General features: G+C 42.0%; 10 protein-coding genes. 3 read left to right on the top strand and 7 right to left on the bottom strand.

What is annotated here, in order from left to right; all coding sequences use genetic code 11:
• Positions 1–8 precede the first annotated feature (8 nt).
• Positions 9–2,279, bottom strand: a complete 2,271-nt coding sequence (locus AABK40_RS07490; RefSeq protein WP_338396635.1) for a GH92 family glycosyl hydrolase — start codon at positions 2,277–2,279, stop codon at positions 9–11.
• A 592-nt stretch (positions 2,280–2,871) separates the two neighbouring features.
• Here AABK40_RS07490 and AABK40_RS07495 point away from each other — a divergent pair.
• Entirely contained in the window at positions 2,872–3,765 is an 894-nt protein-coding gene (locus AABK40_RS07495; RefSeq protein WP_338396636.1) for an ABC transporter ATP-binding protein, read from the top strand.
• A 14-nt stretch (positions 3,766–3,779) separates the two neighbouring features.
• Positions 3,780–7,355, top strand: a complete 3,576-nt coding sequence (locus AABK40_RS07500) for a M1 family aminopeptidase (RefSeq protein ID WP_338396637.1) — start codon at positions 3,780–3,782, stop codon at positions 7,353–7,355.
• Between the two features lie 51 nt (positions 7,356–7,406).
• Here AABK40_RS07500 and AABK40_RS07505 read toward each other — a convergent pair whose 3' ends face one another.
• Complete coding sequence (locus AABK40_RS07505; protein ID WP_338396638.1) at positions 7,407–8,009, bottom strand: hypothetical protein; 603 nt, start codon at positions 8,007–8,009, stop codon at positions 7,407–7,409.
• 1,582 nt (positions 8,010–9,591) lie between these two features.
• Here AABK40_RS07505 and AABK40_RS07510 point away from each other — a divergent pair.
• Positions 9,592–10,392, top strand: coding sequence for a hypothetical protein (locus AABK40_RS07510; protein ID WP_338396639.1), 801 nt, complete (start codon positions 9,592–9,594; stop codon positions 10,390–10,392).
• Positions 10,393–10,855: 463 nt separating this feature from the next.
• Here AABK40_RS07510 and AABK40_RS07515 read toward each other — a convergent pair whose 3' ends face one another.
• The 5 genes from AABK40_RS07515 to AABK40_RS07535 all read right to left on the bottom strand — a co-directional run bounded on the left by AABK40_RS07515 (position 10,856) and on the right by AABK40_RS07535 (position 13,433).
• Positions 10,856–11,260: a DoxX family protein gene (locus tag AABK40_RS07515; RefSeq protein WP_332919276.1), complete on the bottom strand. Its 405-nt coding sequence runs from the start codon at positions 11,258–11,260 to the stop codon at positions 10,856–10,858.
• Between the two features lie 98 nt (positions 11,261–11,358).
• Positions 11,359–11,961 (bottom strand): hypothetical protein, encoded by a 603-nt coding sequence (locus AABK40_RS07520; RefSeq protein ID WP_338396640.1) that lies wholly within the window; start codon positions 11,959–11,961, stop codon positions 11,359–11,361.
• 318 nt (positions 11,962–12,279) lie between these two features.
• Complete coding sequence (locus AABK40_RS07525; RefSeq protein WP_338396641.1) at positions 12,280–12,750, bottom strand: GNAT family N-acetyltransferase; 471 nt, start codon at positions 12,748–12,750, stop codon at positions 12,280–12,282.
• Positions 12,747–13,082: an avidin-fold protein gene (locus AABK40_RS07530; RefSeq protein ID WP_338396642.1), complete on the bottom strand. Its 336-nt coding sequence runs from the start codon at positions 13,080–13,082 to the stop codon at positions 12,747–12,749. Before AABK40_RS07530 ends, AABK40_RS07525 begins: the two co-directional genes overlap by 4 nt.
• Positions 13,083–13,139: 57 nt before the next feature.
• Positions 13,140–13,433, bottom strand: coding sequence for a PD-(D/E)XK nuclease domain-containing protein (locus tag AABK40_RS07535; RefSeq protein WP_338396643.1), 294 nt, complete (start codon positions 13,431–13,433; stop codon positions 13,140–13,142).
• Positions 13,434–13,653: the final 220 nt, after the last annotated feature.

The following is a 13,653-nucleotide window of genomic DNA, read 5'->3' on the forward strand; positions in this document are numbered from 1 at the left end:
AATATCGGTTAATGATTAGGCAGTTTTATAAAATCCAGTTCGGAACTATTGATGAGTTCTTCATGGCTAATTTCAAAATTCTTGAACACCTTTCCATTGGCATTTACCGCCTGATCAAAATATGGAGAATCGGTGTTTTTCTTCAGTGTCAAGGTTTTTCCCTCATAGAGATAATCATCAAAATGAAGGGTTACTTTGTTGAATCTTGGGGTGGTCAGTTGATATACAGGTACTCCTGGAGCGTCGGGATAAATTCCGAGGTAGGAGAAAACCAACCAAGCCGATAAGGTTCCTGCGTCATCATTTCCAGGAATACCTTTTGGGCCATTGAAAAAGTTTTTATCAGCGATTTGAGGGATTTTTTCCTGCGTGATTTTCGCGCCATCTTTCACATAATTGAACAGGTAAGGGTAACTGATGTCGGGCTCATTGGTAATATCAAAATGCCCATCGGCAAATACCGAGTTCAACTTACTCACAAAAAGCTCCTCTCCCATTTTTTTCACCAATAAACTGGTGGCATGTGGGGCAAAAAAGTTGTATTGCCATGCAGAACCTTCGCAAAAACCGCGTCCACCGCTATTTTCCCATCGAATATCGAAGGTTCTGTCCAGTGGATTAAAAGGTTCGTGCCAAGAGCCATCTTTATTTTTGGCGTGGAAGAAAGAATTTTCAGGGTCGTATAACTTCATCAAAGACTGGCTTTGCTTCAGGAACTTTTTCCCCATTTTTTTATCTCCCTGATCGATCAGGAATTGACCAATCCCATAATCGGCCAAATTATATTCCATCGTTGTTGATACCGTTCCCCAGACGATCCCATTTTCAAAGCTGAATTTTTTCGGATCTCCATGGCGGTCATCCTCTGGGCAGTAACCCAATTGCCAGTAATAGTCATTCCCTGGGCGATTAAGGTTATTTTCCGTTTGTAATCCGTGTTTCAGAAAGGCCGATTTAGCCACCTCGATATCAAAATCTTTAATGCCTTTAAAATAGCTGTCCACAATGACAGGAATTGCAGGGTCCCCTACCATAACGCGGGTATCGTTTCCGAATAGCTCCCATTTAGGCAACCAGCCAGACTCTTTGTACATTTCCAACATTGTAACCACCATATCCCTTTGCTGCTGAGGATAAAACAAAGCCATCAGCGGGTGTAAAGTTCTGTAAGTATCCCACAGTGAAAATGTGCTATAACGGGTGTACTTTGACTGAGTATTCAAAGCGGTTTCGGTGTCGGCCATTTTTGGGTAATCACCATTAACATCGCTGATAACGTGCGGCAACAAAAGCGTGTGATATAAAGCCGTATAGAAGATTGTTTTTTCTTCTCCTTTATCGCCTTCAATCTCAACGCGTCCTAAAACTTCCTGCCAGGATTGCTGCGCTGCCGTTACAATTTCATCAAATGATTTATTTCCTTGCTCTACCTTCAGGTTTTCGCGAGCATTTTCCGCAGAAACAAAGCTAACGCCAACCTCTACTTCAACCTGGTCGATATTATCAGTTTCAAAAGTAAAAGCAACCCCAAGACGTTTGCCTTCGATCTGCTGAATCCCTTCAACAATTTGCTCATCCTGATATAACTGAACAACCGCCCCTGGGGTCAGCACATTGAAATAGTAATAAATTTTAGTGGAGGATTTCGCGCCGCAAAATTGCCCGTCGTTCTGATACCCCGTTACACTTCCATCAGCATTTAACTGAATAGCGCCCCCTTTTTTGTGGCTGACATTTGCACCCAAATCAAGCAACAGCTGAAATTTTTGCTCCTGCCCCTTGGCCGCAAAACGATAACGTGCAGAACGCTGCGTTGCGGTCATTTCAGCCTCAATGGAATGCTTTTCCAAATACACACTGTAATAGCCTGGGTGCGCCACCTGCTCACTGTAAGTTGACTGAAAATTTTCAATACTCAAGTCCAAAGCTCCCGCAGCAACCTTCAGTGGAACACTACCCGCCACTGGGCAACCAACGCCTGAAATATTGACGGTGCCGAATCCATATATATAGGGATCGTGATGTTCATAAACAGGTGCATTAGGTGCTTTCTCACGGAAGTTTTCAGTATGAGGCGTCGGCATTACCATTCCCCAAGGTACCACCGCACCAGGGTAATTATTCCCCTCGTTGGATGTACCAATAAATGGATTCACGCTGCGAATAATATCGCTCTGTGAATCATACTGATTCTCTGCCTGCGCACTGCCGCAAAGAAGTATAAAAAAAAGTAAATAAAAGTTTCGTACCATTCTTCTCAAGAACAAAAAATCTAACATATCAGCCTCCAAAATGCGATTTGGCCTGCTGAACTGTTCGGAAGGTAAAATGATTTATGATGATATACTATATGGAATGGAGAATCAAAAATAGATGATCTACAAAACGACTACAACCACTGACAATCAGTAAGTTAATTGATTTTTATACTGTTTTCTTTTTTCTTTTAGTATACCAATTCACAGAAAATAGGAGAATAAAAGCCCTAAAAAACAGAAGTCAGTCATCCTTATTTAAAGCGCATACAATAAAAATAAGCGGGAATTTAGCGGTAAAATCAAGTCTGTATTCCTCCCAAATAAGCGTAATTTTCACCTTGTTTTACTCGCCCGTATCAAAGGAGATCGCTTCAGCCACAGGCGGTGATTCACGGTTTTATTGGCTATTTTAATGATTGTCGATAATGTGTGTAATCACCTTTACCAACAATCACCCTCATGCCTCCTTTCGTGTAAATTCAACTTCAACTGGCCTTGCGTTTTTATACCTTTAATAACACAAAATAAGCTTTCGACGGAACCATCGGGAATATGCCCTTTTAATGGAAAAGACCCTATGGACCGCTCTAAATCACTTAACCTTCTTCGGATCATGAATAAACTTATCATTAAGGATTTAAAAAAAACCTACGACAATGGAGTCAAGGCCCTCGATGGCATTTCGCTTGAAATCAACAGCGGTATGTTTGGCCTTTTAGGACCCAATGGCGCAGGAAAATCATCCCTGATGCGAACCCTTGCCAGCCTGCAGGAAGCCGACAGCGGATCGATCTTTTTAGGCGATATTGATATCATGAGGGATAGCCTGACCCTTCGCAAACACCTCGGGTATTTACCTCAGGAATTTGGCGTTTATCCTCGAACGACGGCGGAAGAATTACTGGATCATATTGCGATTCTCAAAGGAATTACCAACAAAAAGGAACGACGGGAACTGGTGGGTTACCTACTGAACAAGGTCAATCTTTATGAGAAAAAAGATAAATATGTGAAAGGCTTCTCTGGCGGAATGAAACAGCGTGTGGGGATTGCCCAAGCCCTGATCGGTGACCCAAAACTGATTATTGTAGATGAGCCAACCGCTGGGCTTGATCCTGGGGAACGTAACCGATTCCATAACCTGTTATCTTCGGTGAGCGATGAGGTGATCGTGATTTTGTCTACTCATATTGTGGAGGATGTTCGTGAATTGTGCCTGAATATGGCCATTATGAATCAGGGTAAGATTGTTTACAAAGGAGCGCCACAGGCTGCTGTTGATGAACTTCAGGGCAAGATTTACGCCAAGCAAATCAGCCTGAAAGAGGTGGAAGAATACCAGGCCACTTACAATGTGCTTTCCAATAAAATGGTCGGCGGAACGCCCGTTATTCATATTCTGCACAACGAAGACCCACAGCATGGCTTTGAAGCCATTGACGCTGGACTTGAGGATGTCTTTTTTGCCAAACTCAAGGATTCCAACACCACCATTTCCAACCATTAATTTCATTGCGTTTTATGTTTAAGCTATTCTTCAAACAAGAAGTCAGCGCAGGATTGAAACGACCAATGTTTTATATATTCCTGTTTGTTTATGCCCTGATCGCTTTTGCGGCCATTGCAACGGACTCCTTCGCGATCGGCGGGGCTACTGGGGAAAATATCTACCATAATGCACCACATATTGTGGTTACCATTTCGATGATTTGCGCCCTGATTAATATTATTGTCTGTGCAAGCTATGCCAATAATGCTGCCTTGCGGGATTATGAAAATCAGTTTCACGAAATCCTTTTCTCCACCCCCATTAACAAAAGGTCCTACTTTTGGGGGCGCTTCCTTGGCGCTTTTACCCTTGCCGTGCTGCCATTATTTGGGTTTTTCCTCGGGGTGGTTTTATCGTCCATTGTCTCCCCTGTTTTCGGCTGGGTTCCTGCGGATAGAATCGGGCCTATTCCACTGGTATCCTTTGTGTATGTGTTGCTGATGTTTTTTATCCCTACCTGCCTGATGGCGAGTAGTGTCACCTTCACCCTGTCGACCCGATACAAAAACACCATGACCGCTTTCATCTCCATCATTTTACTGATTGTGGTGAACATGCTCGTGGACACCCTTGCAAGCGACCTCAACAACACCCATTTATCTGACCTTTTGGATATTTTTGGCGCAGCCTACCATAGCGGTTCGAAATATTTCACCCCGTCAGATAAAAATACGATCCAATTTCACCTCAACCAGTGGATAATTTACAACCGTGCCATTTGGCTGTTCGTTTCGGGATCAATCATCGGTCTGGGGTATCAATTCTTCAGTTTTAAAAATTACAGTCGAGGAAAAAAGCGCCTTTCAAAAAAGCAGACAGTGGCCACCAATACCACTTTCCGCAAGCCAGCCATCAAGCTTGATTTTTCATCCAAAAACCTGTGGCTGCAATTCCGCTCGACAATGCGCATCAATGTAAAAATGCTGATCGGCAGCCCAATGTTCCTGATTCTGCTTTTTCTGACGGTCTTCATTCTGGGCTTCAGCCTGTGGCAGGGCTTTGAATATTACGGTCTGCAATCTTATCCGCTCACCTATAAAATGCTGGAGAAAATTTCAGGCATCCTGAGCATGATGTTTATGCTGCTGACCATTTTCCTTTCTGGAGAGCTGATTCACCGCGATAAAGCGGCCCATATCCACGAGGTTTTATCCGCTACACGCCGAAACCATATTGTTGATCTTGCGGCCAAACTGACGAGCATTTTAGCCATGTGTGCGATCATCTTTTTCACACAAATGGCCATCAGTATTGGCTATCAGCTTTACCATGGCTTTACACAGATCAAGCCATTGCTTTACCTTCAGTATTTCTTTTTGGGAAGAATACCGACCGCCATTTTCTGGGTGATTGTTTATATGCTGATACAAAGACTGATCACCAATAAATACCTCGGCTATTTTATCAGCTTCCTCGTAATCTCGGCAGTACCACTGGCGATGAGCTTTTTGAAAATCAGCACCATTATGCTTGATTTAGGCTCAATTCCAGGCGTGTTTTACTCCGATATCAGTGGCTATGGGCCAGGTATGGTTACAAAACTATGGATGATCGCCTACTGGTTGCTGGTCGCAGGCATGCTCTTTATTGTGTTGTGCCTGTTTAATGTGATTCCGCATGGCATGACCTTTAAACAACGCCTGATACGTGCCTATCAGGTATTCCGAAAAGCCTATTATCAGCCATTTTTGATTTGTTATGGCCTGTTTGTAGTTGTGGCGGGCTGGGTGTTTTATAACACACAGGTGATCAATCATTATGACAGCTCAAAGGATGCTATTGAAGCGCAGGTACATTACGAAAAAGCCTACAAAAAATATGCTGATTACCCCAAGCCGATGATTACCGACTTGACGTATCATATTGATCTATTTCCACATCGCAGAGCGGTTAATATTACCACGGATCTCCGACTTGAAAACAAGGGTCAGTCCCCTATTGATACCCTGATGTACACCTTTAATGATGACTGGAATCCTGTGTTTGATATTCCAGGCGCCAAGCAGGTGCTCAAAGATAAAGATGGCTTTGTGATGTTCCGACTCGATCAGCCGATGCTACCTGGCGAAAGCAAGGAGATCAAAATTTCGACCAACTATGCGGCCAAAGGTTTTGAGAATGCGGTCAGTAAACTGAGTATTCTTGGCAATGGGACGTTTTTCAACAACCAGGAATTTTTACCGATTCCAGGCTATGCCGATCAGGTGGAGTTGCAAGACAAGGAAAAAAGAAAAGAGCACGACCTTCCTGAGCGGGAAAGGACGCCTGTTTTGGATCAGCAGAACCTGAAGGCGAGAAGCAAGAATTACCTTAGTGGAAATAATTCGTCGTGGGTGAATTCGGAAACCTATATTTCCACTTCTGGGGATCAGACGGCCATTGCGCCTGGCAGCCTGGTGAAGTCCTGGAAAGCCGACGGCAGAAATTATTACCATTATAAAGTGGATCACCCTTCGGTGAATTTCGCCTCTTTCCTTTCTGCCCGTTATGAGGTTAAAAAGGAACTTTGGAAGGGCATTTCCCTGGAGGTGTATTACCATAAAGGCCATGGAAAAAATGTGGACATGATGATTAATGCCCTGAAAAATTCCATTGATTATTACAGTAAAAATTTCGCTCCTTATGAGCATCGAGAGGCTCGAATTATTGAGTTTCCGCGGGTCTCCACCTTTGCGCAGTCGTTTCCTGGAACCATGCCCTACTCGGAATCCTTTGGCTTTGTGGTCAACCTTGAAAATGAAGGTGACAACAATATTGTGGAGGCGGTAATTGCCCATGAGATGGCACACCAATGGTGGGCTCATCAGGAAATTTCAGCAAAAATGCAGGGAGAAACCATGCTGACGGAATCCTTTGCGGAATATTCATCGCTGATGGTGATGAAACAGCACAGCGACGACAATAAGATGAAATCCTTCCTGAAGTACAATAAAGACCAATACCTTTCGGGTCGGGCGTTGGAAAGTAAAAAGGAAGTTCCGCTTTACAAAGTGGAAAATCAGCCTTATATCCATTACCGAAAAGGGAGTATGATTCTTTTTGCATTACAGGATTATATTGGTGAACAGCAGGTTAACCGTGCCTTGCATAACTTCCTGCTGAACTACCGCTATAAAGAGCCGCCATACCCTACTTCGCTCGATTTTCTCGACGAATTGGACAAAGTGGTTCCTGACTCACTGAAATATATGGTTGAAGATGGTTTTAAAAAAATCACCTTGTATGATTTCCGCATGAAGGACGCCCAGGTCAAAAAGTTGCCTTCTGGGAAATATTTGGTTCAGATGAAAATTGTAGCTAAAAAAACTTATGCTGACTCGCTGGGTTTTGATACACCAACACCTATCAATGATTATATAGATGTGGGCTGTTATAGCGACACGAAGGGGGAAAATCTCTTTCACACCGAAAGGCTGAAGATTAATCAGGAACAATCAGAGCTCAAGATGCGTGTCGATAAGTTACCGAAAAAAGTGGAAATTGATCCACGTCACTTAATGATTGAAAAGGATGTTACCGACAATAGTAAAACGGTAAGCATTCCATAAATTCTGCATTCAATATTTAAAAGCTGTGCGCCTTTGGGGGTACAGCTTTTTTTAGGCTTGCTCCTTTCGGCTGTGGATCAGCATCGTCAGGTCTTCAGTACAGGAATCAAGGTTAAGCACTTCCTTCCTTAAAATATTGGTCATCCTGATGATCTGATTCATCTCTGCTGTTTCCTGACCGAGAAAATTAACAATCCGCATAATATTACAAACTGGCTTTCTCAAGCTGTGGGATGTCAGGTGCATCAGTTGTTCGAGTTTCGCCAATTCCTGCTCCCTTTTGTCTTCTTTCTGTTTGCGATGCAGGGCATCAATAGAAAGCATCAAAATCCCCTGAGGTGCAGGCTCAATTTGAAGATCAAAAGTTTCGCCTCGCCCATTGATATTGATGAGTGCATTATCAATTGTTTTGGAAACCCTGCTGTGCATGCAAGTCATTAGATCGTCAAATAGCTCGGTGGTTTCAATGCCAGGGTGCCAGTCCATAATGGTTCCACCTAAAATTTCCTGCTTGGATTTCACACCACTCTGTTCAACGACCTTCTTATTGACAAACAGGTATTTCCAGTCAAAGCCGATCACCCGATAGCCCTCGGAGAGCCTGTCGAGCATGACCTCATTGAAGCCGTGTAGATTATTATTATTGTACTCCATACTTTTTTTGTATCAAGGTAACACAAACAATCCTATAAAACCGTCAAATGTAAAGCCCTAAGGCACGCTTAATGCTGGGTGTCAAACAATAATATTACTAATTATTTTTAAATTTTTTCCATAAAAAATATATAATCAGATCATATATGATTTGATGACTACAGGAACATTTTTGATAAATATCGGTGATCGCTGACAGTCAAGGCGGCAAAAGAGTATAAAAATCTTTAATGATAATGGATAAATAAGCTGAAGCCGCTTAAAAAAACAACCTCAAGCAACTGATTTAAATTCATGAAAAAATCACAAAAAACATACATCTAACAAAAACCATTACGCTTTTTAAATTCATGAATTATTGCGCATAAAAATAGCTTGATCAATTTTCGCTTGCATGGAAAAATATAAGCGCTGATGAACAGCTTCAAGCACTTTAGCTGAAGAATCAACAAGTGGAAAAAAGGAAGTCTTTCAGCATAAAACACCCCATGCCAATACCCTGAAGGACTGTGAGCCCTGACCACAAAAAACAAGCGCCAAAGCGTATCAATCCCGCTATTAGTGTCTTAAGGAAGGTATAAAAAAAATATAAAACACCACGCCTGTCGATTCCTGAGTGCTCTGAATACCGATCCGTGAATAGAGCAAAAGAAAAAGGCAAAAATCCGCCTCTATTTTTAAAATATCAAGGTTGACTACCCCCGAGAGGTCCATTAAGGATGATAATACATGCTATCTGAGGAAGCAGCCTTCCTACTTTTCAACTGTATATTATACCATCGTGAAGAAGGAATTGTGCTGAACTACCCCTAAAAATACTCCCCCCTCAACTCAGCCAGGAGAAGCCCTTCCTGTTCGATATTTACAAGAATGAACCATGCCCAATAAAGGGCGATACACCGCTCAGTATTCTACCTGATGTCCAAGTCTACCTTTCCAAAAGCAGCTACTCGTACAAGGTTGATTTGCTACTTCACCTACAATAAAATAATTTTTTTCTGTAAAAAGTGATAAAAAACACAAGTAGATGTGTGTAAAATTTCCTCAATTTTTGAGAAAAAATAATCAATTTCTTTCCTCAAATTCCCCAGTGTAACGCCATTAAAAGCAACATTTTTGATCAACAAAACACCACATTTGTTACAATTTCTGCTATTGAATAAAAATGAAACAAAAATTTTAATCCAAAATATTCAATTCCCACCATTATGGGCTCCTGATCAGCTTAATACCAAAGGAAGCCTTTTAGCCTACTGATATGCCTCCACAGAAGCTTTCATGCGGCATTCCACCATATATTAGCTTAAAGTATTTCTGAATATTTTGAGGTATCAATAATTCGCACTAAGCGAAACCACTGATGAACACAAAGCACGGTATTCAGGCTGATAAAGGATCACCTTTGTGCTGAACACCTACTCACATGATTTAAAAGCTGACGCAAATAAGCCCTCAGCCTTTACTGACACTCAGGCAATAAATGCTGATCTCGCTAAAATATTGCTATCCCCAAAAGCATCTATTCGTTCAAAACCGTTAAAGAGTAAATATCCAATGATAAATAAACTGAACCATGACTGAAATGAAAGCAAGTTTACTGCTGCTGCTAATGACCATAAGTCTGATGACTTTTTCCTGTGGCTCTTCCGATGACGATACCCCCTCAAGCGGCCCTGTGATTACGGCGCAGGATTTCACGGCCACCATTGAAGAAATGCCGATGAATGGGCAAAAAATCGGGGACATTGATGCCTCCACTTCTTCGGGACTGATTACCTACCTTTTAATTGATCAAAGCCTGGATACGGCCATGGAGGTTAATGCTTCTACTGGCGAAGTGACCGTTTTCGATTCCACTTTGTTCGATGCGCAAGCCAACCCGAAAATCACCGGGCAGGTCGCCTTGCTGAATGGTTTAGCGCGTGAAACGATTTCGGTAGAAGTTACGGTTACTGAAAAAGAGGAGGATGAACCCACCGCCAAGGTATGGGACGGTGCGGAGCTGACCTTTGAAAAAGCAGAGGTCGCTGATGAGAACTTACCCGCAAATCAGGATTCCCTGACCGCAAATGTAATCATTACCCGCGGTGTTGGCGGAGGACAAATCTATAATATCGCACAGGAAGCCAGCGCCAATAAGGTGGACAGCCCCGTGGGAACCACCTGGGCCATTGGAGAATTGGCAGATTATGAAACATTGAGTTTCGGGAAATTTCGTGCAACCGTTGGCGACCCCAAAAATGTGGTGGGCAAAAAATTAGTGTTACACCTGATCGAGGATGATATATACCTGCAGGTGACTTTCACCAAATGGTCACAGGGAAGGTCGGGAGGTTTTGCCTATACGCGTTCAACACCCGCTCAGCAAGTGGCGGCGTATTAATATAAATTAAAAAAGACAGCCGCGACGCTGTCTTTTTTTTGTACCTGCGGTATGGGGCTGTTGCACAATTCAGTTCTATGAATTTAGTGCAAAAGATTGTTTCGTGAGCTGTACGGATGCACCTGTGTGTGTATCCAAACAAAACAAAATTATGATGATTTGGGCAGACACACAGGCCTGCCCGCAATGTCATTAAGCTAAGCGCATTATCCTGTAGAGACATTATTTTTAACGTCTAATTCAATGGTAATTTTATAGGTTTCCTCTTAGATTTATTCAAGGTGTTTCGTGAGTCGTTAAGAATAACGCCTCTACGAGCATTTCAAATTTAGACCTGTGTCCCTCAAAATCCTTAACTTAATGACATTAGGTTTGCCCGTACAGTGACCCAATAAAATTTCGTGATATAAAATCAGATTATGATTGTGCAACAGCCCCCTACAATTTAATGGCTATGATGAAATCATGCTTTACTCAATTCCTTTTCCTGTTGAGCGACAGCTTGTGGCGCTCTTACCTTTTTCTCGGTAAAATACGACGCCAACAAAAGTACCATCGCTAAAACGGCTCCTCCCGCCTGACCATCGCTCACTTCAAGGTGCGCAAAAATTGCCAAGGTAAAATCGAAAAAGAAACCTGCATAAGCCCATTCTTTAAGCGACTGGGAATGGTTGATCCAGATGGCAACGATGCCCAGAACTTTTGCAAGGGCGAGCGGATAGATAATGTAGGTCGGATACCCCAGAGAGGACAGCATTTGTGCGACCATATCAGTTTTGAAAATATACATGCCAGCAGACATAAGCATCATGACAGTAAATAATGCTGTGGCACCATAGAAGATTTTTGACAAGGTTTTGATCGACATTTTTGGTTGATTTTGGTTAATGTTATTATTATGAAATATAAGGTATCAATCTTTGCAACAAGTCCCAAAAGAAAATGAAACAACAATTCCCCTGAAATTTAAAAATTATACGCCATACCGATCTTCACCCCTGACTCTGCTAAGGAATAAGAAAAGTCTTTATCTTCAAAGGAAAGTAGATTTTGCATTTTCAAATATGGATTGACAAACACGGTGGCTCCAAAGGAAAAATCATATTTAAGCCCTGCCCCAAGTACAAAGCCCAAGCCACTTAAAGGTCCTATTTCCTCGTTTTTTTGAGCATCTATACTGATAAGTGCCCCACCATTGACAAAAACGTATTTCCAAAAGTCAACTTGAGCTGTCAATGGAATATTCACAACCGAAAAAGATTGTTGCTTAGGCTGAGGTGGTTCTCCCCCTGTAAAAGGCGGTTCAAAAATCACATTATGATTCCCATATTCAATGCCCGATGATAGACCAAGCCAATGATTGATCCGGTAAGTGTAACCCAATCCGATAGTGAAAAAACGATCACTTTCATAGCTTCCGGTTCCTTCGATATCCGACAATTGGAAAAGCTCATTCCCGCCAAAAGTTCCATAGTGAACAGCTATTTGATGCTTGGAGAAATCATTGGATTGCGCGAATCCAGTCATGCTGAATAACAGCAAAACAATGGATAATTTAAAAGTTTTCATAAGGTTGTGGTTAAGGGTAAAAGTTATTTTTGTAAATGACTGAGCTAACAGAATTCCTTGCTATAGTAAAAACACATAGTACTAAAAAAAAGTGACTGGTGACTGGTGACTGGTGATCAGTGACTGGTGATCAGTGACTGGTGATCGGTGACTGGTGATCGGTGACGGGAACACAAAATCCGACCACTGACATTTTATAGGCTATTTTTGATCAAATACTTAACTTAAATAAAAATCCTGGCAATCCCTTTACTCAAGGTAATTACTCAAGGTATTCATGGCTCATAACACCCACTCACCAATATGGTGAATGCTTCCTCACATCGATCTTTCCATTTTAATATCCGCCCGAGCATACAGATCGGTATCCATCGGCACTTCTACGAAACCATATTTTTCATATAGCCTCAAGGCAGTCACCAACTTCCGGTTTGAGTACAAAATCAACTTCTCAACAGAAATCTCTATTGCTATTTTCAGGCAGTGTTCCAAAAGCAACCGGCCAATTCCCTGCCCTTGTTCCGACTCCGTTACCGCCATTTTTCCTACTTCATAAATATTTTCGCTTTTCTTTAACAGGCTCACAGTGCCAACTACCTCCCCATTCATTTGGGCAAAAAATATCATCCCACCTTTATCAATGATTTCTTCCTGAGGGTTTGAAAGCGCAACAACATCAGCAGGCTCCACCACAAAAAATTTCTCCAACCACTCGTAGTTCAGCCGCTTGATGTCCTCTTTTAATGGCGCTGCAAAAGGTAAAATTTTAATGGGTTCGGCGGCGCTCATATTTCCTCCAATATTGACGTTCCCGAAGAATAATCCCCCGAAGTCCACTGCCACTTTTCGTGCAGGCGGATTTTCCCGTTGGGTAAGAGCTCTGGTCGGGACTGACATTCCCCTGTCATCAGTTCACCTTTTGTATTTATCTGCTGATACCGCATATTGATATTTCCATCAGCATCCACCTTTCCAATCAACTGACCTCGGTTGATCATCCCTCCCGAATATTCCCCCATCAATATATCACCTAATTGGTTGTATTTAAAAATGGTGTCGGTTGTGATTTCGCCGTTATTAGCGTTGGAAGATACCCGAAAAAATTTTTGGTCGTAGTTCATTTGACAAGAAAGTATATAGGGTTAATGATTATTGTAAATTAGAAATAATCCTAATAATCAAAAAGCACAAACCACCTTTTCACCTTCAAAAGCAATCCCCATACACAAAATATTGATATGTCCGTGGACTTTGATTTCATCGAGATAGTCATGGATTTGCTTTAGGGCATCATCGCCAAGAGATGGTAGGTCTCCTTTATCATCGACATTCTTCTTTTTGAATTCCAGCACCCAAGCTTTTGGATTGGTCGCATCTTTTGGGTAAAAATAAATATCTGCTTGTCCGTAGCCAACTTCCCGGTTGGATGTTTTGCTATCAATTTTGAATTCCCCTACGTGAACGTGGCGCATGCGGTGACTTCTCGAAATTCAATTTAAAATACACACTCTTAATAGTACAATTTTCAGGGCAAACAATCAGATGAAAAAGTCGGTAAAAGGTGCCAAGTTATTTCAGGACAAGACACAAAAAATCTAAGGGGTATTTATTTGTCCACAGCGTACACATATTTTTAAGGAGGTCTATTCAATATATCACAAGAGCGACTCTTGCGATAGTGTTGGTGGTACC

Source organism: Persicobacter psychrovividus, from assembly GCF_036492425.1.
Lineage (GTDB): Bacteria > Bacteroidota > Bacteroidia > Cytophagales > Cyclobacteriaceae > Persicobacter > Persicobacter psychrovividus.